Raw genomic sequence first — 22,822 nt, 5'->3', positions numbered from 1 at the left:
TGAAGACGCTCGTACCGCCCCCGACCCCGAGGACCGACGCCGCCGTGTTCGATACTCTCTCCGATCGCCTCTCAGCGACTTTCAAGAACCTGCGCGGCAAGGGACGGCTCTCCGAGGCGGACATCGACGCCACCGCGCGCGAGATCCGCATCGCGCTGCTCGAGGCCGACGTGGCCCTGCCGGTCGTGCGCAGCTTCATCAAGAACGTGAAGGAGCGCGCCCTCGGTGTCACGGCCTCCCGGGCGCTGAACCCCGCCCAGCAGGTCCTGAAGATCGTCAACGAGGAACTCGTCACGATCCTCGGCGGGGAGACCCGACGGCTGCGGTTCGCCAAGCAGCCGCCCACCGTGATCATGCTGGCCGGTCTCCAGGGCGCCGGCAAGACCACCCTCGCGGGCAAGCTCGGCCGCTGGCTGAAGGAGCAGGGCCACTCGCCGCTGCTCGTCGCCTGCGACCTCCAGCGCCCCAACGCCGTCAACCAGCTCAGCGTCGTCGCCGAGCGCGCGGGCGTCGCCGTCTACGCGCCCCAGCCGGGCAACGGCGTCGGTGACCCGGTCCAGGTCGCCAAGGACTCCATCGAGTTCGCGAAGGCCAAGGTCCACGACATCGTGATCGTGGACACCGCCGGCCGCCTCGGCATCGACCAGGAGTTGATGCAGCAGGCCGCGGACATCCGCGACGCCGTCTCGCCCGACGAGATCCTCTTCGTCGTCGACGCGATGATCGGCCAGGACGCCGTCAACACCGCCGAGGCCTTCCGCGACGGCGTCGGCTTCGACGGTGTCGTGCTCTCCAAGCTCGACGGCGACGCCCGCGGCGGTGCGGCCCTGTCGATCCGCCAGGTCACCGGCAAGCCGATCATGTTCGCGTCGAACGGCGAGAAGCTCGACGACTTCGACGCCTTCCATCCGAACCGGATGGCCTCCCGCATCCTCGACATGGGTGACCTGCTCACCCTGATCGAGCAGGCGGAGAAGACGTTCAGCCAGGAAGAGGCCGAGAAGATGGCCTCCAAGCTGGCGTCGAAGAAGGGCCAGGACTTCACCCTGGACGACTTCCTGTCCCAGATGGAGCAGGTCAGGAAGATGGGCAGCATCAGCAAGCTGCTCGGCATGCTGCCCGGTATGGGGCAGATCAAGGACCAGATCAACAACCTCGACGAGCGGGACGTCGACCGCACCGCCGCGATCATCAAGTCGATGACCCCGGCCGAGCGCCAGGACCCCACGATCATCAACGGCTCGCGCCGCGCCCGTATCGCCAAGGGTTCCGGCGTCGAGGTCAGCGCGGTCAAGGGCCTGGTCGAGCGGTTCTTCGAGGCCCGCAAGATGATGTCCCGCATGGCCCAGGGCGGCGGTATGCCCGGCATGCCGGGGATTCCCGGCATGGGCGGCGGTCCCGGCCGGCAGAAGAAGCAGCCGAAGCAGGCCAAGGGCAAGCAGCGCTCCGGCAACCCGATGAAGCGCCGCCAGCAGGAGCTGGAGGCGGCCCAGCGCCGCGAGGCCCAGGCACAGGGCGGCAACGCCTTCGGGGTGCCGCAGCAGGGCGCCCAGGACTTCGAGCTGCCCGACGAGTTCAAGAAGTTCATGGGCTGACGCGACCGTCGCCGGTTGTCACGACACTGAGGGCGCCCTTCCGCCGGGAAGGGCGCCCTCAGCGCATGCCGAGGCCCGGTGTCTGCCGTAACGTCCAGATATGAGCAATGCCGCTCCGCCGCGCAGGGCACCCGACCAGCCATGGCGCTCCGAGGGCACCCCGGACGAGGGAACACCGCCTCCCGCCGGCCCCGGTGGCAGACGTCCCCGGGGCCGCTGGTGGGGCCTCGCCGTCACCGCGGTGATCGTCTTCCTGATCGTCTACGTCGGACTGAACTACCTCGGCCAGGGCAACGAGCCGACCATCTCCTACACCGAGTTCAGCAGACAGGTCGACGAGGGCAACGTCGCGAAGATCTACTCCAAGGGCGACGCGATCCAGGGCGAGCTGAGGAAGGCCCGGGACAACCCCGACGACGACGGCACCTACACCCGGTTCAGGACCCAGCGCCCCGCCTTCGCCGACGACAACCTCTGGCAGAACCTGAGCAGCCACGACGTCACGGTCACCGCCCGGCCGGTCGTGCAGCAGCGCAGTCTGCTCTCCAACCTGCTGATCTCGCTGATCCCGATCGTGCTGCTGGTCGCGGTGTGGGTCTTCTTCGCCCGCAGGTTCACCGGGGGCCTCGGCGGGGCCGGCGGCATGCTCGGCCGCAAGGCGCCGCCCAAACCCGTCGAGCTGCGCCCCGGCACCCAGCGCACGACCTTCGCCGACGTGGCCGGCATCGACGAGGTCAAGGGCGAGCTGGACGACGTCGTCGACTTCCTGGAACACCCGGACGCCTACCGCAGGATGGGCGCCAAGATGCCCCGCGGGGTGCTGCTCGCGGGCTCGCCCGGCACCGGCAAGACCCTGCTGGCCCGCGCGGTGGCCGGCGAGGCGGGGGTGCCGTTCTTCTCGGCCTCCGCCTCCGAGTTCATCGAGATGATCGTGGGCGTCGGCGCCTCCCGGGTCCGGGAGCTGTTCGCCGAGGCCCGCAAGGTGGCGCCGTCGATCATCTTCATCGACGAGATCGACACCATCGGCCGGGTCCGCAGCGGGGGCGCGTCGGTGAGCGGTCACGACGAGCGCGAACAGACGCTGAACCAGATCCTCACCGAGATGGACGGCTTCTCCGGCTCCGAGGGCGTGATCGTCATCGCCGCCACCAACCGCGCCGACATCCTCGACCCGGCGCTCACCCGGCCGGGCCGCTTCGACCGGGTCGTCAGCGTCTCCCCTCCCGACCGCGGCGGACGCGAGGCGATCCTGCGCATCCACACCCGCCGGATCCCGCTCGCCCCCGACGTGGACCTGACCCAGGTGGCCCGCACCACCCCCGGCATGACCGGCGCGGATCTGGCCAATCTGGCCAACGAGGCCGCCCTGCTCGCCGTCAAGCGCAAGCAGAGCCAGGTCACCCCGGCGCACCTGTCGGAAGCGCTGGAGAAGGTGCAGCTCGGAGCCGAACGCACCCTGGTGATGCCCGAGGAGGACCGCCGCCGCACCGCCTACCACGAGAGCGGCCACGCCCTCCTCGGCATGCTCCAGCCGGGCGCCGACCCCGTCCGCAAGGTCACCATCGTGCCCCGCGGCCGCGCCCTCGGCGTGACCATGTCGACCCCGGAGGTCGAGCGGTACGCGCACTCCGAGCAGTATCTGCGCGGCCGCATCATCGGCGCCCTCGGCGGGATGGCGGCCGAGGAGGTGATCTACGGGGTCGTCACGACCGGCGCCGAGAACGACCTCGAACAGGTCACCAACATCGCCCGCGGGATGGTCGCCCGCTGGGGCATGAGCGACCGCGTCGGCCGGCTCTCCGCCCTGCCGAGCGACGCCCAGCAGGCCTACGGCCTCGCCGCCGCGCCCGCCACCCTCGACGTCATCGACGACGAGATGCGCCGGATCGTCGACGAGTGCTACGCCGAGGCGCTGACCAAACTCCGCGACCACCGCGGCCAGCTGGACGCCCTCGCCGAGGCGCTCCTGGAGCACGAGACCCTGGAGGAGGCGGACGCCTACCGCATCGCCGGGATCACCCGGCTCCGCAAGGACGAGGACTGAGTCCCGGGACGACCCGTCACCGCGTACGGGCGACGCGTCACGGCGTACGGGCGATCAGGTACCGGAACACGTTCGGCATCCACACCGTGCCGTCCCGCCTGCGGTAGGGGTGCAGCGCCTCCGCCAGCTCCTTGCCGACCTGGTCCTGGTCGGCCGCCGCGACCGCCGTGTCGAACAGCCCCGTCGACAGCAGGCCCCGGACGGCACTGTCCACCCCGGCGTACCCGAAGGGACAGGCCACCCGGCCGGAACCGTCCGGCCTCAGCCCCGCACGCTGCGCGGTCTCCTCCAGGTCGTCCCGCAGGGCGTGCCGCAGCCGGCCCGGGCCGCCGTCGGCCTCGGCGTCGCGCGTCAGGGCGTCCGGTCCGGCCACCGCGCGCAGTACGTCCCAGGTGGCGCAGCGCTCCGGCGGGCCCCAGCCGACGAGCACCACCGGCGCCCCCCGCTCGGCCAGCGGCACCGCCGCCGCGAGCGGCCCGGCCAGCGCCTCCGCGTCCCCGGCGAGGGCGCCGATCGGCTCGAAGGCGGTCACCAGGGTGTACGCAGGCGTTTCCACGCCGGCCGCGTCCCCCGGTGACCGGCCGGTCAGCCGGATGTCCCCGCGCGCTGGTCCCTCCCCGGCCGAGGGCAGCAGCCGCTCGCGCGCGAGGGCCAGCCGCTCGGGGGAGCCCGGCTCGGCCCCGGTGAGGGACGCGCCCCGGGAGGCGGCCATCAGCAGGGCGAGCCCGGAGCCGCAGCCGAGGGCGAGCAGCCGGGTGCCGGGGCCCACTTCCAGCCGCTCGTAGACGGCCTCGTAGAGCGGAACCAGCATCCGTTCCTGGATCTCGGACCAGTCACGCGCGCGTGCACCCAGGTCCGTACGGGGCACCGGCCCCGCGGTGGGAAGGTGCTGCCGCACGAGCACAGGTGTCATGAATAAGCGCCCCATTCCGCCGAGAATTTGCCGCAGTACCGATCAGGTGACCCCCGTGCAGTGCCTTCGCACCGCTCCCGTATGCCAGGTAACTCCCCCTCTGCGGCCGCGTCCAGGGGTCTCGGGGCCCTGTCTGCGGACGCGCGGGGGGGAGTGGCGAGAATTCACATTCCGGCAACGTGGGCCCGTAGCATCGCGTCATGGCCAAGGCACCCGTTCTCACGCCGCGGGCGGACGACTTCCCCCGGTGGTACCAGGATCTGATCAGCAAGGCGGAACTGGCCGACAACGGTCCGGTGCGCGGCACCATGGTCATCCGGCCGTACGGATACGGGCTGTGGGAGCGGATGCAGGCCGAGATGGACGCCCGCATCAAGGAGACGGGCACCCAGAACGCGTACTTCCCGCTGCTGATCCCGCAGTCGTACCTGACCCGCGAGGCCGACCACGTCGAGGGCTTCGCCCCGGAACTGGCGGTGGTCACGCACGGCGGCGGCAAGGAGCTGGAGGAGCCGGCGGTGGTCCGCCCCACCTCCGAGATGATCATCAACGAGTACTTCGCCAAGTGGGTGCAGAGCTACCGCGACCTGCCCCTGCTCATCAACCAGTGGGCGAACGTGGTCCGTTGGGAGCTGCGCCCCCGGCTGTTCCTGCGGACGACCGAGTTCCTCTGGCAGGAGGGGCACACCGCCCACGCGACCTACGAGGACGCCCGCGACTTCGCCGCGCACATCCACCGCCGGGTCTACGAGGACTTCATGGTGAACGTCCTCGCGATGGACGTGGTGGCCGGCCGCAAGACCACCCGGGAGCGGTTCGCCGGAGCCGTCAACACCCTCACCCTCGAAGGGATGATGGGCGACGGCAAGGCGCTCCAGATGGCCACCAGCCATGAACTCGGCCAGAACTTCGCCCGGGCCTTCGACACCACCTACCTGTCGAAGGACGGCACGCAGGAGCTGGTCTGGCAGACCTCCTGGGGTTCGACGACCCGCATGATCGGCGCCCTGGTGATGATGCACGGCGACGACGACGGGCTGCGGGTGCCGCCCCGGCTGGCGCAGATCCAGGCCGTGCTCCTCGCGGTCAAGGGCGAGGAGGCGGTTCTGGCCAAGGTCCGCGAGCTGGGCGACCGGCTGCGGGCGGCCGGCATCCGGGTGCACGTCGACGACCGCACCGACGTGCCCTTCGGGCGGCGCGCGGTCGACTGGGAGCTGAAGGGCGTGCCGGTCCGTGTGGAGATCGGGCCGCGCGACCTGGAGAACGGCACCGCGATGCTGGCCCGCCGCATCCCGGGAGGCAAGGAGCCGGTGGCCCTCGACAGCCTCGTACAGCTCCTGCCGTCCGTGCTGGAGGAGGACCAGGCGCTGCTGCTGACGCAGTCCCTCCAGCGGCGCGAGGCGCGGACGGTGGAGACGGCCACGGTGCGGGAGGCCGTCGAGGCGGCCACGGCCGGCCGCTGGGCGCGCATCCCCTGGGCCGTCCTGGGCCCGCAGGGCGAGGCGGCCCTCGCCGAGCACGCCGTGACCGTACGGTGTCTGGTCGCCGAGGACGGGTCGGTGCCGGACGCCGAGGACGCGCCCGGTAACGTCGCGGTCGTCGCGCGCGCCTACTGAGACGGCGCGCTCCGGGGGTCCGGCGCGACCGAAACACCCCTTGCGCCCCGCCGTACACCTGTTCCCCGGCGTGCGGACTTCGGCTACGCGCCGGGGCGTACGGCGAACTACGCACCACCTTGGGGGGAGCTGTGCGGCTTCTCCGCAGATCAGCGCACCCGCCCTCGTCTCCACGCATCAGCGGCAACTGACGGGTACGTGCAAATTATTTGGGATGCCCCGGAATAGGAACACAGCGGCACTCCCGCTCGTTGTCATTACGTGAGCACGACACAGACACCACCTGTTCTCGCCGCAGAGCTGGCACAGGCGTGGGCCGACATTCAGCGGTACCACCCCGAGCTGCCGGACCTTGCCGCGCCAGAGTCCCTGATCGGGGAGTCGTCGTCCGCCTGCGGTCACGAGCTCTCCTTCGAGCGACTGCTCCATGAGGCAGTCCATGGCATCGCCGCCGCCCGCGGCGTTCGCGACACCTCCCGCGCCGGCCGCTACCACAACCGCAGATTCCTCGCCATCGCCGAGGAGCTGGGCCTGGACCACCCCGAGGAACCGCACCCCAGCAGCGGTTTCTCGCTGGTCACCCTCAACCCCGAGGCCAAGCGCCGCTACCGTCCGACGATCGAGCGCCTCCAGCGGGCACTCAAGGCCCACACGGCGGCCACCTCCGCCGACAGCACCACCCGCACCTTCCGCGGCCCGGCCGCCCGCCACGGCTCCTCCGGCGGCGGCGTCCGGGTCAAGGCCGTCTGCGACTGCGGTCGTAACGTCCGGGTGGTGCCGTCGGTCCTGGCCCAGGCCCCGATCGTGTGCGGCGGCTGCGGCAAGCCGTTCCGCATCCCCGAGATCGCGGGCGCCGCGTAGGCCCTGCGACGGTCATGCACCGGCATCTCGTGGCTGCCGGTTCAGCGTGGTGCGGGGAGCCGTGGATCTCAGGGCTCCCCGCCGAGCGCCGGGCGCTGCCGAGGCATGCCCGCGCACACCCTCGGCGCGAGGCGACCCGCGGGGTGTGGCACAATGGCTAGCTGTACTCGACAGCCGCACAGGACCCCTCTCTCCTCCGGCTGACGCGTCCATCGGGCACTCGGGTACCGCAACCCCACGCGGCTCTCTCGCCGTGCCCAACCACGTCAAAATCAGGAGAGTCCACTCCCGTGGCAGTCAAGATCAAGCTGAAGCGTCTGGGCAAGATCCGTTCGCCTCACTACCGCATCGTCATCGCCGACTCCCGCACCCGCCGTGACGGCCGTGCGATCGAGGAGATCGGCAAGTACCAGCCGACGTACAACCCCTCGATCATCGAGGTCGACGCGGACCGCGTCGCGTACTGGCTGGGCGTCGGCGCGCAGCCGACCGAGCCCGTGCTCGCCATCCTGAAGAAGACCGGCGACTGGCAGAAGTTCAAGGGCGAGCCCGCCCCGGCTCCGCTGCTCGTGGCCGCGCCCAAGAAGGCGCGCCCCTCGTTCGAGGCCCTCGGTGGCGACGACGAGGGCAAGGGTGAGGCGATCACCCAGAAGAAGAAGGCCGAGAAGAAGGACGAGGCCGCCGCTGAGTCCGAGTCGACCGAGGCCTGAGCATGCTCGAGGAGGCTCTCGAGCACCTCGTGAAGGGCATCGTCGACAACCCTGACGATGTGCAGGTCGCTTCGCGCAACCTGCGCCGCGGGCGCGTTCTCGAGGTCCGGGTCCACCCGGACGACCTCGGTAAGGTGATCGGCCGCAACGGCCGCACCGCACGCGCTCTGCGCACCGTCGTGGGCGCCATCGGCGGCCGCGGAGTGCGCGTCGACCTCGTCGACGTGGACCACGTCCGCTGACGTATCGCAGCACCGGCTCGGGCCGGGGAGGGCCATGGGGCCGTCCCCGGCCCGTAGTTGTATGACAGTGGTTGCAGGACAGGAGAACAAGCACAGTGCAGCTGGTAGTCGCTCGCGTCGGCCGCGCCCACGGCATCAAGGGCGAGGTCACCGTCGAGGTCCGCACCGACGAGCCGGAACTCAGGCTCGCGCCCGGCGCCGTACTCGCCACCGATCCCGCCGCCGCGGGACCGCTCACCATCGAGACCGGCCGGGTCCACAGCGGCCGGCTCCTCCTGCGCTTCGAGGGCGTCCGCGACCGCAACGGCGCCGAGGCCCTGCGCAACACGCTCCTGATCGCCGAGGTCGACCCGGAGCAGCTGCCGGAGGAAGAGGACGAGTACTACGACCACCAGCTCATCGACCTCGACGTCGTCACCGAGGACGGCACCGAGGTCGGGCGCATCACCGAGATCTCGCACCTGCCCTCCCAGGACCTCTTCATCGTCGAACGCCCGGACGGCACCGAGGTGATGATCCCGTTCGTCTCGGAGATCGTCGTCGAGATCGACCTGGAGGAGCAGCGGGCGGTCGTCGCCCCGCCGCCCGGTCTGATCGACGACCGCGCGGAGATCGCCTCCTCGCGCGAGGACGCCGCTGCCGGGGACGAGTCGTAATGCGCCTCGACGTCGTCACGATCTTCCCCGAGTACCTCGAGCCGCTGAACATCTCCCTCGTGGGCAAGGCACGCGCGCGGGGACAGCTCGACGTCCGCGTCCACGACCTGCGGGAGTGGACCCACGACCGGCACAACACGGTCGACGACACCCCCTACGGCGGCGGGCCCGGCATGGTCATGAAGACCGAGCCGTGGGGCGAGGCCCTGGACACGGTCCTCGCCGACGGCTACGAGAGCGGCTCGACGCTCCCCGCCGTCGTCGTCCCCACTCCCAGCGGCCGCCCCTTCACCCAGGAACTCGCGGTCGAACTCTCCGCCCGGCCCTGGCTGATCTTCACCCCGGCCCGCTACGAGGGCATCGACCGCCGGGTCGTCGACGAGTACGCCACCCGCGTCCCCGTGTACGAGGTCTCCATCGGCGACTACGTCCTCGCCGGCGGTGAGGCGGCCGTCCTCGTGATCACCGAGGCCGTGGCCCGGCTGCTGCCCGGGGTGCTCGGCAACGCCGAGTCGCACCGCGACGACTCCTTCGCCCCCGGCGCCATGGCCGCCCTCCTGGAGGGCCCCGTCTACACCAAGCCCCCCGTCTGGCGCGACCGGGAGATCCCGGACGTGCTGCTCAGCGGCCACCACGGGAAGATCGCCCGCTGGCGCCGCGACGAGGCCCTGCGCCGTACGACGGCCCACCGGCCCGACCTGATCGAGCGCTGTGCACCCCGGGCCTTCGACAAGAAGGACCGCGAGATGCTCTCCATCCTGGGCTGGGCACCCGACCCCGAGGGCGAGCCGTACGGCCGATTTTGGCGCAGGCCCGAGGCCATGGAACAATAGACCGCTGTTGTGCGCCGTCCGGCGTGCGCCCCTGCCACAGGGGGACACGACGCCCGCCCTGACGCCGCCGGCAGACCTTCCGGTAACCCTCTCCCGCTGATGACCTGTGGCATCGGCGAAGAAAGCAGACGAAATGTCTCACCTGCTCGACTCCGTCGACGCCGCGTCGCTGCGCAGCGACGTCCCGGCCTTCCGCCCGGGCGACACCGTCAACGTCCACGTCCGCGTCATCGAGGGCAACCGCTCTCGTGTGCAGCAGTTCAAGGGCGTCGTCATCCGCCGCCAGGGCGCCGGTGTCCGCGAGACCTTCACGGTCCGCAAGGTCTCGTTCTCCGTCGGCGTCGAGCGCACCTTCCCGGTGCACACCCCGATCGTCGAGAAGATCGAGCTCGTCACCCGCGGTGACGTCCGTCGCGCCAAGCTGTACTACCTCCGTGAGCTGCGCGGCAAGGCCGCGAAGATCAAGGAGAAGCGCGACAACTGAGCCCGCACGGTGGATCCACTGGTGATCCACTGAGCACACCCGGGTGATCCACAGGGGGGCCGGATAGCATCTGACCCCGATGGACACCGAAGCTCAGCCGACGACGGAGCGCGACCGCTCCTCCCGCCCCCCTCGGGGGACCGTGGAGGGACGGTCGCGTTTCTCGTTGACGGCCTGGATCGCCGAGCGGCTGCCTGGTGGCCGCATCAGCCTCACCCTGCTGATCTGCCTGGTGTTTTTGCTGCTCCTGAACGCTTTCGTGGTCCAACCATTCCAGATTCCCAGCGGATCCATGGAACAGGGATTGAGGATCGGCGACCGCGTTCTCGTAAACAAGTTCACGTACCGTTTCGGTGCCGGGCCGCGGCGCGGCGACGTCGTCGTGTTCGACGGCACCGGGTACTTCGGGAACTCCGACTACGTCAAACGCGTCGTGGGGGTAGGCGGGGACCACGTGGTCTGCTGCGACAAGGAGGGGAGGATCCGGGTGAACGGCCGGTCGGTCGACGAGTCGTCCTTCCTGTATCCGGGCGACAGCCCGTCCACGGTGGACTTCGACGTCGAGGTCCCCGCGGGCACCCTGTTCGTCCTCGGCGACCACCGCGGCGCCTCCAGCGACTCCCGCGACCACCTGGGCTCACCGGGCGGCGGCATGATCCCCGTGGACCGGGTGATCGGCCGCGCGGACTGGATCGTCTGGCCGTACGGCCACCTCACCCGGCTGTCCCGCCCGAGCGCCTACGCGCGCGTGCCCGCCGCGAGCGCCCAGGGGGCGAGCGGCACACCGACGGCGGCGGCCGCCCATGGGTAACCGAGGCAAACCCCGTGGCACCCCCACCTCGCCCGTGGACCAGCTGCTGCCCACCGGCGTCCGGCGCACCTCCGGCTCCTCCGGTGGCCGCACCCGCGCGGAACGGCGCAAACTCCAGCGCAAGGTCAAGCGCAAGCGCAGGCGGTCCGCCGCCCGGGAGGTGCCGCTGCTGGTCGGCGTGGCCGTCCTGATAGCGCTGGTCCTGAAGACCTTCCTGGTGCAGGCCTTCGTGATCCCCTCCGGGTCGATGGAACAGACCATCCGCATCGGCGACCGCGTCCTGGTGGACAAGTTCACCCCCTGGTTCGGCTCCAAGCCGAAGCGGGGGGACGTGGTCGTGTTCAAGGACCCCGGCGGGTGGCTCAACGACGAGACGGCCACGGCGAAGAAGAAGGACCCCGTCGTCGTCAAGCAGGTCAAGGAAGGGCTCACCTTCATCGGTCTGCTGCCGTCCGACAACGAGAAGGACCTCATCAAGCGCGTCGTCGGCGTGGGCGGCGACCACGTCAAGTGCTGTGACACGCAGGGGCGCGTCACCGTCAACGGCGTTCCCCTGGAAGAGGGAAGCTACCTCTACCCCGGGAACAACCCCTCCGACGCCGCGTTCGACATCACCGTGCCCCAGGGCCGGCTGTGGGTGATGGGCGACCACCGGGCCAACTCCGCCGACTCCCGCTCCCACCAGAACACGGACTACGGCGGCACGGTCGCCGAGGACGAGGTGGTCGGCCGGGCCATGGTCATCGCCTGGCCGTTCGGACACTGGGTCCGTCTCAAGGAACCGCAAACTTTCTCTTCCGTCACCGGCGCGGCCGCCACGGCGGCTTCCGCCGACCGGCTGTCGCATAGGGTTGCCCAGGACGATCCGAACGGAACGATCCGACAGCTCCCGATCCCTGCGGAACTCCCGCTCGTTATGGGAGTGGTGGGCCTGCGCCGAGCATGGGGCAGGCGGCGGCACGGAGTGAGGAGTTGGCGTGGGGGATGTGGCGGTTGGCGCACGGTCCGGGCACGAAGGCGAGGAGCACCGCGGACGTCCCGTGGACACTGCCGACCCGGCTGGAGACGGCGCCGTGACCTCCGGGAATGACCCGGCGGCGGGCGGCGAGGGCCCGCCGGCGGACGAGCCCCCCCGGGGCGGCGGCGACGGTCCGGGCGACCCGACCCCGAACCAGAAGAAGCCGCGCTCCTTCTGGAAGGAGCTGCCGATCCTGATCCTGATCGCGCTCGTCCTCGCGCTGATCATCAAGACCTTCCTGGTGCAGGCGTTCTCGATCCCGTCGGCGTCGATGGAGAACACCCTCAGGATCGGCGACCGGGTGCTCGTCGACAAACTGACCCCGTGGTTCGGCTCCGAGCCCGAGCGCGGCGAGGTCGTGGTCTTCCACGACCCGGACAACTGGCTGGCCGGCGAGGCGACCACCGAGCCGAACGCCGTGCAGACCTTCCTCAGCTGGATCGGCCTGATGCCGTCCGCGGAGGAGAAGGACCTGATCAAGCGGGTCATCGGCGTCGGCGGCGACACCGTCTCCTGCAAGGGCACGGGCCCGCTGAAGGTCAACGGCAAGGCCCTCGACGAGCCGTACGTCTACCCGGGGAACACCCCGTGCAGCCAGGACGACCAGGGCGGCCAGTTCACGGTGAAGGTCCCCAAGGGCTACGTCTGGGTCATGGGCGACCACCGGCAGAACTCGCGGGACTCCCGCTACAACCAGTCGGACAAGAACCACGGCATGGTGCCCGTCGACCAGGTCGTCGGCCGCGCCATCGTCAAGGCCTGGCCGATCACCCGCTGGGGCACGCTGCCGGTGCCGGACACCTTCGACCAGGCCGGCCTGAACGACCAGTCGGCGGCCTCCGCGGCCCTGACGGTCGCCCCGGAGGGCCTCGCGCTCGTCGGCGCGGTCCCGCTGGTCCTGTGGCGCCGCCGCCGCGCGACGGCGGACGCCGGGCGCAGCTGATCCTTCATCCCGTCCGTAAACCCTTTCCCAAGCTTGTGACCATGGCCGGGGGAAGAGACGAAGAAGGGCTGACCCCGTTCGGTACCGCCGGGTAGGGTGCGGACCCATGGGCGGCGAGAGCACGACACGTACGGCCCCGCGCAGCGGCGGAGGCACCAGCAGTGGCCCGGTGGGCAGCCGGACCGGACAGCGCCTGTCCGGTCTGGTCGTCGCGCTGGGCCTCGCGCTGTTCCTGGGCGGTTTCGGCTGGGCGGCCCTGGTCTACCGGCCCTACACCGTCCCCACCAGCTCCATGAGCCCCACGATCGAGGGCGGTTCGCGGGTACTGGCCCAGAAGGTGGACGGCGACGAGGTGCGCCGCGGTGACGTCGTGGTCTTCAGCGACAAGGAGTGGGTCAGCAACGCCCTCGTGGTCAAGCGCGTGGTCGCGGTCGGCGGTGACACCGTCGCCTGCTGCTCCGAGGGCAGGCTGACCGTCAACGGCAAGCAGATCGAGGAACCGTATCTGCCCGAGGGCAGCCTGGCCGAGATCCAGGACTTCCCGACCGTGAAGGTCCCCGAGGGCCGGCTGTTCCTGCTCGGCGACGAGCGGCAGGGCTCCCTGGACTCCACCGCCCACCTCACGGACGCGGCCCAGGGCACGGTGGCGCGCAGCGCGGTCAGGGCCCGGGTGGACGCCGTCGTCTTCCCCTGGAGGGGCATGCTCAAGAGCCCGACGGGCTTCGAGGAACTCGGCACCCTCTCCCGGCCGGGTCCGCTGCGGTTGATCCTGTGGATGATCGCCGGCGGGACCGTGCTGATCTTCGGCGGCGCCGCGTACGGCCCGGTCGCCAAACGGGCCTCCGCCCGCCGTCCGCGCCCCCGGCCGGAGCCCGCCGGTGCCCGCTGAGCCTGCGCAGGGGGCGCCGGACGCCTCCGGAACCGTCTCCGGGGCCGGGCTGCGCAAGGTCGCCCGGGTCGTGCTCCTCGACCCGCAGGACCGCATCCTGCTGCTGCACGGGCACGAGCCGGACGACCCCTCCGACGACTGGTGGTTCACGCCCGGCGGGGGAGTGGAGGGCGACGAGACCCGTGAGCAGGCCGCATTGCGGGAACTCGTCGAGGAGACCGGGATCACCGAGGTCGAACTCGGCCCGGTGCTGTGGCGCCGGACCTGCTCCTTCCCGTTCGCCGGCCGCCGCTGGGACCAGGACGAGTGGTACTACCTGGCCCGTACGACGGTGACGACGACCGGGGCCACGGCCCTGACCGAGCTGGAGCGGCGCAGCGTCGCCGGAGCGCGCTGGTGGACGTGTCAGGAACTGGGCCGGGCGCATGAGACGGTGTATCCGACCAGACTCGCCGAACTGCTGGGCAGGCTGCTAGACGAAGGTCCCCCGGCCAGACCCGTAACCCTCGACACGGAAATCGTCTAGGGCCCCGCGGGACTGGCGCACAATGGGGGGATCGCACGGCTGAAGGGGAACATGCCATGAGCGCCGAGGACCTCGAGAAGTACGAGACCGAGATGGAGCTGAAGCTCTACCGGGAGTACCGCGATGTCGTCGGTCTGTTCAAATACGTGATCGAGACCGAGCGACGGTTCTACCTGACCAACGACTACGAGATGCAGGTGCACTCGGTCCAGGGCGAGGTGTTCTTCGAGGTCTCGATGGCCGATGCCTGGGTGTGGGACATGTATCGGCCGGCGCGGTTCGTGAAACAGGTGCGGGTGCTCACGTTCAAGGACGTGAACATCGAGGAGCTGAACAAGAGCGACCTGGAGCTGCCGGGCAGCTGACCCGGGGCTCCCGCCCGGCCGATGTGTCCCGCTTGTGGGTGACGGAGTTGTCCACAAGGGGCGACTCATCCACCAAGATCCACTGCGGGCGGGCGGGTGCGTGACTGTGGGCGCCGGAGGTGGTGCCTGCATGAACGCACGACGTGCGATGGGCCGCTACGGCGAGGACGTGGCCGCCCGGCGGCTGTCCGGGGCCGGGATGACGATCGTGGAGCGCAACTGGCGCTCCGGCAGGACGGGCGAGATCGACATCGTCGCCCACGACGGGGACGTCCTCGTCGTCTGCGAAGTGAAGACCCGCAAGGGCGGCTCCTACGAGCACCCGATGGCGGCGGTGACCCCACGGAAGGCCCGGCGGCTGCGGGACCTGGCGGAGCGCTGGATCCAGACCCATGGCGGCGCGCCGCCCGGCGGCGTCCGCATCGACCTGGTCGGAGTCCTGCTCCCGGACCGCGGAGCCCCCGTCGTCGAGCATGTGCGGGGGGTGGCCTGAGATGGGCTTCGCACGGACGTGTTCGGTGGCACTGGTGGGCGTCGAGGGCGTCGTCGTCGAGGTCCAGGCGGACCTGGAGCCGGGGGTAGCGGCGTTCACCCTGGTGGGCCTGCCGGACAAGAGCCTGACCGAGAGCAGGGACCGGGTGCGGGCGGCGGTGGTGAACTCGGGAGCCGAGTGGCCGCAGAAGAAACTCACCGTCGGACTCAGTCCGGCGTCGGTGCCCAAGGCCGGCAGCGGCTTCGACCTGGCCGTGGCCTGCGCGGTACTCGGCGCCTCGGAGCGGATCGACCCCCGGGTCCTCGCCGACATCGTGATGATCGGGGAGCTCGGGCTGGACGGCCGGGTCCGCCCGGTCCGGGGCATCCTGCCCGCCGTGCTGGCCGCCGCCGAAGCGGGCTACGAACAGGTCGTCGTGCCCGAGTGCGCGGCGGCCGAGGCCTCGCTGGTGCCGGGCGTCTCCGTGCTCGGGGTGCGCAGCCTGCGCCAGTTGATCGCGGTCCTCGCGGACGAACCCGTCCCCGAGGAGGAGCCGGACGACCTGGGCCGCCCCGATCCCCTCCTCGCCGGTCTGCGCATGCCCGGCACCGGCGCCGCCACGGGCATGCACAGCCTCGGCGCCGCCCAGCACGACCAGGGGCACGATCTCGCCGACGTGGTGGGCCAGCGCTCGGCACGGACCGCGGTGGAAGTCGCCGCGGCCGGTGGCCACCACCTCTTCCTGGAGGGACCGCCGGGTCCATGCATTTAAACGATTAGGTGATGGAAGCCTCGTAAACGAACGGAATCGCACCCCGGAGCTCTGGTTCGGATGGCCGTAGAGGTCCTGATTTTCCGCATCGACGCACCTCGTCCGGAGTGGCCCTCGGGAGCGGGATGGTCGTCGTTCGCGGCTTGCCGGCTGTCTGTACAACGACCCGGGAGTCCGTCCGAAGGCGGCCCTGAATGCGCTGACGAAGGCGCTGGGGGAGGAGAACCCGCAGACCGCGGCCGCCTGCGTGACGGTCCGTCCCTCGGCGAGGAGCAGGACCGCCCGGTGCAGGCGGAGCTGTGTGCGCCAGGCCGTGCAGCCCATCCCCAGCTTGTCGCCGAACAGCCTGGACAGGGTCCGCTCGCTCGCGCTGACCCTCCGACCGAGTTCAGCCAGGCTCGGCGAGGCGGTCATGTCGGACTCCAGCACTCGTTGGACGTCGCGCAGCCGCGGCGGCGTCCCTGTGGTGTCCCGGTCGTGTCTCCTGGGAGGCACCACCCGACACCCCGCACACGTGAGTCCTCCGAAGGCTCTGTGTGCAACGCCAGTGCGGCGCTGCCGGGGCGCACACGAGACACTGTGAGGACGTGCTCAGAACTCCAAGAGGTGCACCGGCATCAGCCGGTGTCTTGTCGGCGTCCCCGTCGAGTCTCGTTCGTGTACTGGTGAGTCACCTCGGAGACGCTCCCTTGGCCAGCCAGCCGGTTCCGCTCGTTCTCCTCACGCTGCTGGGCCTTCAGCGCCTTCCTCGCCGCGGCCTCCTCCATCTGCTTCGCCCGCACCCGCTGCACGTTCCCGGGAGTCGGCATCCCCGCCACCAGCGCCTCCTACAGGCCGGCCGACTTGAGCATGTTCAGCACGATGTCGGTGTTGCCGATCGCAGTCTCCAGCGCCTCCCGGGCCGCCTCCATCTGTTCGGCCTGCGCGGCCAAGGTGTCCACGTCGCCCTGGGCGACGGCGTCCTGACTCGCGGCGATCACGCCGAGCAGCAGGTGCAGACCACTCGCCGCGTGTGCGGCGGCCAGAGGTATCGGCCCGGTCTCATGGTGCTGGGCCATCAACCTGAGTGGCGTGCCGGCCCGCAGGACCTGCCAGCGGATGAACTCGACACGCTTGACCGGGCCGTCCTGCCCGGCACCTGCGGCCTACAGCTGTGCCTCCCACGCCGCGTGGTGGGCGCCGTCGTCCAGGACGACACCGTCGGCGAGCGCCGCCTCGGTCTGCACCATGCCGAGCAGGGCCTTGACCAGCCGGACCCGGTAAGCGTCCTCTCCGCCGAGCCGGGCTGATCAATAGTGCGCAGGTGGTGGTCGCGGCGTTTGCCTGGTCATAGGAGATGGGAGTGACTCGAATTCGAGTCGGATCGTTCGAATCGGACGCGCGGACTTGAACGCACGCGGGTGGGCTACGCTGCACTGCGCCGCGGCTGTCGGCCTCGCGCTGCTCGGCTACCGCCTGAACTGAGGAGAGCCCTTGGCCTCCTGCTCGCGTACCTGCGGCGTAGCCTGCTCGGGAGCACGGGACGTCACGCTGCGCCTGGGGCGGCTTCACACGCTGCGGGGAGAAGGAAGCCGGACATGGCGAACAACGGGCAGACGGACACGGCCGTACTGGTGGCGATGCTCAGCGAGCGCGCCGCCGTGAACGTCCGGCTGGCACTGGTCGCGGACGGACAACAGTGGCAACTGCACCATGGCCAGGTCACCTTGGACGACGACACCCCGGTGAAGGAGCGGGCCTGGCGCTACAGCACGGCGAGCTTCCTGGAACTACGCCTGCCCGGCCCGACGGTCGCCGCGCTGCTGCGGGGCGACGAACAGGACATCCACGGTCTCCACGTCGTCGCCGGCCCGTTGGCCTCCAGCGCCTCCACCTCTCGGCTGCGCGGCCAGCAAGAGTGGGACCGGGTGACCACACCGTGGCCGCGCACCGAGTGGACCATCAACCGGGACGCCAACACACTCCAGCCCGGCCACGACCTGCTGGTCGGGGACGGCCCCTCTTTCCTGAACTTCGACCAGGCCCTCAGTGCCTTCCTCCACCAGCGCCCCCACGACAGCAACGCGGGCCGCTCGGACCTGTGGCGCATCGTCCTGCCGCAGCGCGCGGGCTGGCTTTCACAGATCACCATTGGGCCCGACCTGCTGACGGCCGTCGTCGACGGCGAGGCCCTGGACGGCGCCGTACTGGAGCTGAGCTGGGCGGCGGGCAACGAGCGTCATTCCGTCGACGGCGCCGGCGCCTACCGCTTCGAGCTGCCCAACGGACTCGCGCACGACAGCCTGCTGATGCTCCGCCGCGAGGATCAGTGGCTGGACTGGCGCCACTTCCCGGCTCCCACGTACGGGCGCGCCCGCGATGCCTCGGTCGTCTGGGAGCAGCCCGGCCCGGAGCTGGAGCTTCTCCTGGCGAACGGAGAGGGAAAGCACTTGGAGTGCAAACAGGAGGTCCCGGAGGGCGACTCTCGGAAGAAGATGCTCAAGACCATCGCCGCCTTCGCATCGCAGGACGGCGGCACCGTCCTGATCGGCGTCCGCGACGACCTGCAGATCGTGGGCCTGCCCGAGAAGCCCACCGTCGACAAGCAGGAACTCCAGGTCGTCGTCATGATCCGGGACAGCGTGGAACCAGCGCCGCCGTACGAGTCACGCGTGATCGACCACGACGGCAAGAAGGTCCTCGCGATCGAGGTCTCCGGCGGGGGCCAGATGTACGCCTACCGCGACCGTGACTCACAGCGCCCGGAGTTCTACGTCCGCGTCGGCCCGAATACGGTGCCCGCACGCCACCCTGAGATCGCCGCCGGATTCCGGCAGGCTCCGACCGCCACCACGTTCTGAGAGCCGCCGCACCGGCGACGGCACACGTCGCCCCATTCGGTGCGGCTGGCCCGCACTGGCCCCTCTGGCTCAGCCCGGCAACCCGCCATGACGGCGGTGGAAGGGACGGCCCAATGTCAGACCCCCTCCGTAGGCTGGTCGTGAGGTATCTGAGACAGGAGGGCAGTGTGGCCCGCAAACCCAGGATTGATCAGCGCGCGATCGAGCGACACGTCAAGGACATCGTCAAGGGCTATGAGCGCGCAGCCCGACGGAATCCGATCCGCGTGCCGATCCAGACGGACGCGACTGCCGAAGGAGTCTCCATGGCCGGCCGCGACACTGTCGAAGGCAACCCGATCCTGGCCCGGCTGCTGATGTGGCTGGACGAACAGGCCCAGCTGAACCCCGCGCACTACGTCGACGTGACCCGGTTCGTCGAAGAAGAGCAGCTGGACGGTGAGGACCCGTCCGTGCTCGCCTTCGAGCTGGAACAGCGCGACCTGGTCAAGATCGCACGCACCATGGGCGGAACCCCCGACGTACACCTCAGCGACGCGGGCCGCATCGCGGTGAGCCGACTGAAGAAGCTGCAGCAGGACCGCGCCGCCAGGCTCCGCTACACGATGGACGCCTTCCTGCGGTGGCTGTTCGACACCGCCGGCGATCAGTCGCCCACCGACCCGTCCCTGTTCCTGGTGACCCCCTCCGCCTACTTCGCCGGTGCCGCAGTCTCTGGGACTGACCTGCATCAGGCGCTCGCCCATCTGGCGGAGCCCAACCTCATCGAACGTATCGACACCGACCCCGCCACGGTCGCCATCACCCCTGAAGGCGTCAGCTGCGCCCTGTCTGGAGGAAGCGTGCAAGACCACACCAACCGGGCGCGCACCGGCACCACGTACAACAACTTCCTGCCGAACGCCAAGGGCGTCATCATCGGCGAGCAGCAGCACTTCACCCAGAACAACACCGACGGCGTCGACCCGACGCTGTTCGTCCAGCTTGCCGGGTACGTCGGACAGATCAGCCCCACACTGGGCATGCCCGAGCCGGAGCGTGTGGAGCTGGAGCGCGTCGCCCAGGACCTCCACGACGAAGCGACCTCGGAGAACCCCGAGCCGGGCCGACTGAGGCAGTTCGCCACCCAGCTCAAGGACAAGCTCCTGGAGGCCGGCACCACCATGGCCGCCACGATGGGTGTCCAGATGGCCGAGCAGGCCCTCGGAGCGCTGGTGCAGTAGCGCCTCGCCGTACAACGCCACGGAGCCCCGGGAGGTCTGCCTTCCCGGGGCTCCGTGGCATGACGAAGGTGACCGGCTTGGCACCGTGACCGTGACGGAGTTCGTGCTCAATATTTGGCAGGACCGTATTGATCGAGGGGAAATTCCACCTTGTTCTCAATAGCCTCGCGCCCGGCGAGTCCGAGGTCGGCCACGCCCGCCCATCCGTTCTCCTGACCGACCCCGAAGCCTTCGGGGCGGGCCGCCGGCGTCTGCCGAGCTGGGTTCGGATGTCCGCTGTGCCCGGCGGTCGTCCCCGGGCAGAAGGTCTCGTTGGGGTGATCCTGCCTAGAGCCGCGAACCGCGCCTTGGCAGGGGTGTTTCTCCGTGTGACCGCGTTGCCGACCCTGCGAGGAGTTCCGATGACCGCCGCCGATGACCCCTGGGCCGCTCTTCGGGAAGACGGAGTGGCTCACCTCATGATCACTGCCGGAGACGAGAAGACTGTCCGCGCCATCGTCACCAGCCTCCGTCAGCGCCACACAGTGCAAGAGCCTGACGTACGGCTGACCGGCGACGGTGTCGTCGAGTCCCAGCTCTACCTGCGCGTTGGGGGCCAGGCCGACGGCCGTGAGCCAGCCTGACGGGCCTCTGCATCTGATGCCATGTTCGCGGCCGGCCTGGCCTACGGGCGCATGAGCTGAGCCCCCGAAGCAGCGGCCACGGGAACGGTGGCCGAAAACACGTGACGCATGGCCGAGCGGGCAACCGCCGATCACCACCCTGGTCGGCCACTCCTGGTCCTGTTCGGCTCCGGCGGGTCCGGGGCGTGTTGTAGAGGGCGATCACCCAGCCGAGCCGTCTCCGATCTGGAGTTCGTTCACCCACTCCCAGGCCGCCGCCAGGTCAGGGGCGGTGCCGGTCACCTTGTACGCGAACCCGGTCCACTCCTCCAGGCCACGCGGCTCGTCGGGCCGCAGGTGTCCGGCCCCGCCGTGGACGGGTCGGTGACGACAGGTGGACGTCCATCGGCGGACGCCGGCGCTTGTTGTACGCGGCGAGCGGGTCGTCGGCGTTCACGCGCGGCCGGCGCGGGACGGTTGGTTCGGGGGGCCGGGTCGGCGGTGCTTGCCCATGCGCTCGATGGTCTCAGACGGCGATCGCGGTCGGGCGGGAGCGGCAGGTCGCCGCCGGGGCGGATCGCGTAGGCGGGGGTGCCCTCCAGGCGGATGAGTTCGGTGAGGCGGACGTCGGCGTCGGGGACGGCGGCGTCGCCGACGGGCAGCACCCAGACGGTGTCAGCCTCGGACAGGCCGAGTGCCCAGGCGCCGAGGTCGCGCTGGTTCTTGCGGCCCCAGGGGGCGACGGTGATCACGAGGTGGCGGTTGGGGTGGGCCTGGAGGAGGGCGGCGGCCTGGCCGGGCTGGCGTGCGTTGTCGTCGACGAGGACGAGGTGGTCGTCGTGGTGCATCGTGCTCATCCTGCGGCGCGGCAGGCGGAAGCCGGCGAGCGCGTCGGCGCTGTCGGCGGGAGCCATGCCGAGGTGCAGGGAAGTGACCAGGGCGCAGGCGGCGGCGGTGACCAGGTGACGGCCCGGGGCGGGCACGGTCCACGTGCCGGCACAGGTGCCGTGCTGGGCGAGGCGGAAGGCGGGGCCGGTGGGGTCGGCGGCGGCGACGTCGATGCTCCAGTCGGCGTCCTCGCCGACGGTCTGAACGGTCAGGGCCCGGTGGCCGGCCAGGTGGGGTGCGAGGAGGGCGGCGACGTCCTCGGGCAGGACGGCCAGGCGGCGCTAGCGACGTGGAGCGCGGCAGTGTCGGGGACGGTGTTGGTGCCGAGGGTGACCTCGATGCCCTCGGCCGCGCTCGCGCGGGTGCGGTAGTTGGGGACGAGGTCGTCGCCGGTGACGCGCATGCCCGCGGCGTGGGCGAGGGACGTGGCCGGGGCGATGCCCTTGCCGCCCAGGCCGTTGAAGTGCAGGTGCTGACCGGCCAGCGGCAGCGGCATCTGGGGCTCACGCATGACGGGCTGCCGCAGGCGATGGCTCGGACAAGCCACGCGAGGGAACCGACGGAGATACCGGAAGCTCCTTGTATCCCGCAATGGCCTCCGCATACGGCTTGAGGTAAGGCTTCAGCTTCCTTCGGAGCAACTCTGCATCCTGCGCAGGGAGCGCAAGTGTCGTCCGCCTGAGCTTCGCAGCCCAACTTCCCGGGTTGGGGAACACGTCAAGTGCATGCACGAGTTCTCGGAGGTTCAGCCCATCACGGTACAGAGCAAGGCCCTGGATCTGGATATCGCATCCCGTAGTGAACTCGCGTTCACCGAACCGCACGGGGTCTGTCAGGACACTCACCGGCGTGGCCACCACGCCATGACCAATAACGCGGCCGACGTCACGGGCTGGGTTCCTGAAGCAGCCACGCGTCGTATAGAGCATGACCTCGTCACCTTCGTGTAGAGCACGTGCCTGCCGCACCCGCCCTGCAGGAAAAGCCATGCGCTGCTCGGTCAACACCCATCGCAACGCGCTACGCTCGCCGAGGATCACGAGGTGGGTAGACGCCATACAGATCACCTTAACGGACTGCTACTCGCCCAGTACTCGCGCCTGGTAGCCTCCCGCTCCCTGTACCCTGCTGGGGCACTCTTCGGTGACACCTTCTTGACGCTTCGCTTCTCCTGCGCACCCGGTTGATTACAGTAGGCCGCGTCTTCCGCGGCAACGGCAGTAGAGCGGACCGAGTGGATGACGGACACCATGACGTCGACCTCGGCCTCAGCGAAGATCGCCTCGGGGCCGGTAGGGGCGAGCGCAGTGAACGGGGACTCGTACAGCGCGTCGACGTCTATCGTGCCGTTGCGTGCCAGGTAGTCGGTCACCTCGTTGACAAAGCGGAGTTGTTGGCGGTCAGCGCTTGGCCGGTTGGAAGGCATCGAACGCCAGGGCATCCGCATCCCGCTCCAACCCCGTCAGCGACCACGGGATAGGGCCGAGGCCGCCCTTGGTGTCCTTGATGTAGTCGATGC

Annotated in this window: 25 protein-coding genes and 4 pseudogenes; 20 read left to right on the top strand and 9 right to left on the bottom strand. The window is 70.2% G+C overall.

Annotated elements, in window-relative coordinates:
- Positions 1–44 precede the first annotated feature (44 nt).
- Positions 45–1,595, top strand: coding sequence for a signal recognition particle protein (ffh, locus tag U5640_RS13100; RefSeq protein WP_340376002.1), 1,551 nt, complete (start codon positions 45–47; stop codon positions 1,593–1,595).
- 100 nt (positions 1,596–1,695) lie between these two features.
- Complete coding sequence (gene ftsH, locus U5640_RS13095) at positions 1,696–3,639, top strand: ATP-dependent zinc metalloprotease FtsH (RefSeq protein ID WP_340376001.1); 1,944 nt, start codon at positions 1,696–1,698, stop codon at positions 3,637–3,639.
- 37 nt (positions 3,640–3,676) lie between these two features.
- Here ftsH and U5640_RS13090 read toward each other — a convergent pair whose 3' ends face one another.
- Positions 3,677–4,552 (bottom strand): SAM-dependent methyltransferase, encoded by an 876-nt coding sequence (locus U5640_RS13090; protein WP_340376000.1) that lies wholly within the window; start codon positions 4,550–4,552, stop codon positions 3,677–3,679.
- Positions 4,553–4,752: 200 nt separating this feature from the next.
- Here U5640_RS13090 and proS point away from each other — a divergent pair, with 200 nt between their 5' ends.
- The 15 genes and pseudogenes from proS to U5640_RS13015 form a co-directional block, all read left to right on the top strand.
- Complete coding sequence (gene proS, locus U5640_RS13085) at positions 4,753–6,168, top strand: proline--tRNA ligase (protein ID WP_340375999.1); 1,416 nt, start codon at positions 4,753–4,755, stop codon at positions 6,166–6,168.
- A 261-nt stretch (positions 6,169–6,429) separates the two neighbouring features.
- Positions 6,430–7,029 carry a hypothetical protein gene (locus tag U5640_RS13080; RefSeq protein ID WP_067257435.1) on the top strand — a complete coding sequence of 200 codons (600 nt, stop codon included), beginning with the start codon at positions 6,430–6,432 and terminating at the stop codon, positions 7,027–7,029.
- A 290-nt stretch (positions 7,030–7,319) separates the two neighbouring features.
- Positions 7,320–7,739, top strand: a complete 420-nt coding sequence (gene rpsP, locus U5640_RS13075; protein WP_340375998.1) for a 30S ribosomal protein S16 — start codon at positions 7,320–7,322, stop codon at positions 7,737–7,739.
- 2 nt (positions 7,740–7,741) lie between these two features.
- Entirely contained in the window at positions 7,742–7,981 is a 240-nt protein-coding gene (locus U5640_RS13070) for an RNA-binding protein (protein ID WP_003973401.1), read from the top strand.
- Between the two features lie 95 nt (positions 7,982–8,076).
- Positions 8,077–8,637 (top strand): ribosome maturation factor RimM, encoded by a 561-nt coding sequence (rimM, locus tag U5640_RS13065; protein ID WP_340375997.1) that lies wholly within the window; start codon positions 8,077–8,079, stop codon positions 8,635–8,637.
- Positions 8,637–9,470 (top strand): tRNA (guanosine(37)-N1)-methyltransferase TrmD, encoded by an 834-nt coding sequence (gene trmD / locus U5640_RS13060; RefSeq protein WP_340375996.1) that lies wholly within the window; start codon positions 8,637–8,639, stop codon positions 9,468–9,470. Before rimM ends, trmD begins: the two co-directional genes overlap by 1 nt.
- Before the next feature lie 133 nt (positions 9,471–9,603).
- The gene (rplS, locus tag U5640_RS13055) at positions 9,604–9,954 is read left to right on the top strand and encodes a 50S ribosomal protein L19 (RefSeq protein WP_020128707.1); all 351 of its coding nucleotides are present in this window, start codon (positions 9,604–9,606) and stop codon (positions 9,952–9,954) included.
- Positions 9,955–10,033: 79 nt separating this feature from the next.
- Positions 10,034–10,765 carry a signal peptidase I gene (gene lepB / locus U5640_RS13050; RefSeq protein ID WP_340375995.1) on the top strand — a complete coding sequence of 244 codons (732 nt, stop codon included), beginning with the start codon at positions 10,034–10,036 and terminating at the stop codon, positions 10,763–10,765.
- Positions 10,758–11,855 carry a signal peptidase I gene (gene lepB, locus U5640_RS13045; RefSeq protein WP_340375994.1) on the top strand — a complete coding sequence of 366 codons (1,098 nt, stop codon included), beginning with the start codon at positions 10,758–10,760 and terminating at the stop codon, positions 11,853–11,855. Before lepB (U5640_RS13050) ends, lepB (U5640_RS13045) begins: the two co-directional genes overlap by 8 nt.
- Entirely contained in the window at positions 11,743–12,726 is a 984-nt protein-coding gene (lepB, locus tag U5640_RS13040; protein WP_340375993.1) for a signal peptidase I, read from the top strand. Before lepB (U5640_RS13045) ends, lepB (U5640_RS13040) begins: the two co-directional genes overlap by 113 nt.
- A gap of 106 nt (positions 12,727–12,832) precedes the next feature.
- Positions 12,833–13,615, top strand: a complete 783-nt coding sequence (gene lepB, locus U5640_RS13035; RefSeq protein ID WP_340375992.1) for a signal peptidase I — start codon at positions 12,833–12,835, stop codon at positions 13,613–13,615.
- Positions 13,605–14,141, top strand: coding sequence for an NUDIX hydrolase (locus U5640_RS13030; RefSeq protein ID WP_340375991.1), 537 nt, complete (start codon positions 13,605–13,607; stop codon positions 14,139–14,141). Before lepB (U5640_RS13035) ends, U5640_RS13030 begins: the two co-directional genes overlap by 11 nt.
- Positions 14,142–14,197: 56 nt before the next feature.
- Positions 14,198–14,506: a DUF2469 domain-containing protein gene (locus tag U5640_RS13025; protein ID WP_005311352.1), complete on the top strand. Its 309-nt coding sequence runs from the start codon at positions 14,198–14,200 to the stop codon at positions 14,504–14,506.
- A 100-nt stretch (positions 14,507–14,606) separates the two neighbouring features.
- Positions 14,607–14,999, top strand: a complete 393-nt coding sequence (locus U5640_RS13020) for a YraN family protein (protein ID WP_340375990.1) — start codon at positions 14,607–14,609, stop codon at positions 14,997–14,999.
- Position 15,000: 1 nt separating this feature from the next.
- Positions 15,001–15,738: pseudogene (locus tag U5640_RS13015) on the top strand (magnesium chelatase domain-containing protein); the annotation flags it as partial.
- A gap of 183 nt (positions 15,739–15,921) precedes the next feature.
- Here the strand turns inward: U5640_RS13015 and U5640_RS13010 are convergent.
- The 3 genes and pseudogenes from U5640_RS13010 to U5640_RS13000 form a co-directional block, all read right to left on the bottom strand.
- Positions 15,922–16,164 (bottom strand): annotated as a pseudogene (locus U5640_RS13010) (AraC family transcriptional regulator); the annotation flags it as partial.
- Between the two features lie 203 nt (positions 16,165–16,367).
- Complete coding sequence (locus tag U5640_RS13005) at positions 16,368–16,559, bottom strand: hypothetical protein (RefSeq protein ID WP_340375989.1); 192 nt, start codon at positions 16,557–16,559, stop codon at positions 16,368–16,370.
- 18 nt (positions 16,560–16,577) lie between these two features.
- Positions 16,578–16,979 (bottom strand): annotated as a pseudogene (locus U5640_RS13000) (DUF6245 family protein).
- A 348-nt stretch (positions 16,980–17,327) separates the two neighbouring features.
- Between U5640_RS13000 and U5640_RS12995 the strand changes: the two are divergent.
- The 3 genes from U5640_RS12995 (at position 17,328) to U5640_RS12985 (ending at position 20,436) form a co-directional block, all read left to right on the top strand.
- Positions 17,328–18,590, top strand: a complete 1,263-nt coding sequence (locus U5640_RS12995; protein ID WP_340375988.1) for an ATP-binding protein — start codon at positions 17,328–17,330, stop codon at positions 18,588–18,590.
- A 305-nt stretch (positions 18,591–18,895) separates the two neighbouring features.
- Positions 18,896–19,813, top strand: coding sequence for a hypothetical protein (locus tag U5640_RS12990; protein ID WP_340375987.1), 918 nt, complete (start codon positions 18,896–18,898; stop codon positions 19,811–19,813).
- Between the two features lie 401 nt (positions 19,814–20,214).
- On the top strand, positions 20,215–20,436 hold the full coding sequence (locus U5640_RS12985) for a hypothetical protein (protein ID WP_340375986.1): 222 nt from the start codon (positions 20,215–20,217) through the stop codon (positions 20,434–20,436).
- A gap of 201 nt (positions 20,437–20,637) precedes the next feature.
- On the opposite strand, the pseudogene U5640_RS12980 reads toward U5640_RS12985, so the two are convergent.
- The 5 genes and pseudogenes from U5640_RS12980 to U5640_RS12960 form a co-directional block, all read right to left on the bottom strand.
- Positions 20,638–20,784: pseudogene (locus U5640_RS12980) on the bottom strand (DUF6087 family protein); the annotation flags it as partial.
- On the bottom strand, positions 20,715–21,398 hold the full coding sequence (locus U5640_RS12975) for a hypothetical protein (protein WP_340375985.1): 684 nt from the start codon (positions 21,396–21,398) through the stop codon (positions 20,715–20,717). The gene U5640_RS12975 and the pseudogene U5640_RS12980, both read right to left, overlap by 70 nt.
- Positions 21,399–21,511: 113 nt before the next feature.
- The gene (locus U5640_RS12970) at positions 21,512–21,814 is read right to left on the bottom strand and encodes a Mur ligase domain-containing protein (protein ID WP_340375984.1); all 303 of its coding nucleotides are present in this window, start codon (positions 21,812–21,814) and stop codon (positions 21,512–21,514) included.
- Complete coding sequence (locus U5640_RS12965) at positions 21,807–22,361, bottom strand: hypothetical protein (RefSeq protein ID WP_340375983.1); 555 nt, start codon at positions 22,359–22,361, stop codon at positions 21,807–21,809. The genes U5640_RS12970 and U5640_RS12965 overlap by 8 nt, the downstream gene beginning before the upstream one ends.
- A 5-nt stretch (positions 22,362–22,366) precedes the next feature.
- On the bottom strand, positions 22,367–22,675 hold the full coding sequence (locus U5640_RS12960; RefSeq protein WP_340375982.1) for a hypothetical protein: 309 nt from the start codon (positions 22,673–22,675) through the stop codon (positions 22,367–22,369).
- Positions 22,676–22,822: the final 147 nt, after the last annotated feature.

The sequence above is a fragment of the Streptomyces sp. SS7 genome (assembly GCF_037993025.1).
GTDB lineage: Bacteria > Actinomycetota > Actinomycetes > Streptomycetales > Streptomycetaceae > Streptomyces.
This window is presented reverse-complemented; position numbering and strand designations above follow the sequence as displayed.

Bases quoted from the DNA above. Each gene is read 5' to 3' on its own strand.
- ftsH (WP_340376001.1), top strand. From the start codon at position 1,696: ATGAGCAATGCCGCTCCGCCGCGCAGGGCACCCGACCAGCCATGGCGC.
- U5640_RS13090 (WP_340376000.1), bottom strand. From the start codon at position 4,552: ATGACACCTGTGCTCGTGCGGCAGCACCTTCCCACCGCGGGGCCGGTG.
- proS (WP_340375999.1), top strand. From the start codon at position 4,753: ATGGCCAAGGCACCCGTTCTCACGCCGCGGGCGGACGACTTCCCCCGG.
- U5640_RS13070 (WP_003973401.1), top strand. From the start codon at position 7,742: ATGCTCGAGGAGGCTCTCGAGCACCTCGTGAAGGGCATCGTCGACAAC.
- trmD (WP_340375996.1), top strand. From the start codon at position 8,637: ATGCGCCTCGACGTCGTCACGATCTTCCCCGAGTACCTCGAGCCGCTG.
- rplS (WP_020128707.1), top strand. From the start codon at position 9,604: ATGTCTCACCTGCTCGACTCCGTCGACGCCGCGTCGCTGCGCAGCGAC.
- lepB (WP_340375995.1), top strand. From the start codon at position 10,034: ATGGACACCGAAGCTCAGCCGACGACGGAGCGCGACCGCTCCTCCCGC.
- lepB (WP_340375994.1), top strand. From the start codon at position 10,758: ATGGGTAACCGAGGCAAACCCCGTGGCACCCCCACCTCGCCCGTGGAC.
- lepB (WP_340375992.1), top strand. From the start codon at position 12,833: ATGGGCGGCGAGAGCACGACACGTACGGCCCCGCGCAGCGGCGGAGGC.
- U5640_RS13025 (WP_005311352.1), top strand. From the start codon at position 14,198: ATGAGCGCCGAGGACCTCGAGAAGTACGAGACCGAGATGGAGCTGAAG.
- U5640_RS13005 (WP_340375989.1), bottom strand. From the start codon at position 16,559: ATGCCGACTCCCGGGAACGTGCAGCGGGTGCGGGCGAAGCAGATGGAG.
- U5640_RS12995 (WP_340375988.1), top strand. From the start codon at position 17,328: ATGGCGAACAACGGGCAGACGGACACGGCCGTACTGGTGGCGATGCTC.
- U5640_RS12990 (WP_340375987.1), top strand. From the start codon at position 18,896: ATGGCCGGCCGCGACACTGTCGAAGGCAACCCGATCCTGGCCCGGCTG.
- U5640_RS12985 (WP_340375986.1), top strand. From the start codon at position 20,215: ATGACCGCCGCCGATGACCCCTGGGCCGCTCTTCGGGAAGACGGAGTG.
- U5640_RS12970 (WP_340375984.1), bottom strand. From the start codon at position 21,814: ATGCGTGAGCCCCAGATGCCGCTGCCGCTGGCCGGTCAGCACCTGCAC.
- U5640_RS12965 (WP_340375983.1), bottom strand. From the start codon at position 22,361: ATGGCGTCTACCCACCTCGTGATCCTCGGCGAGCGTAGCGCGTTGCGA.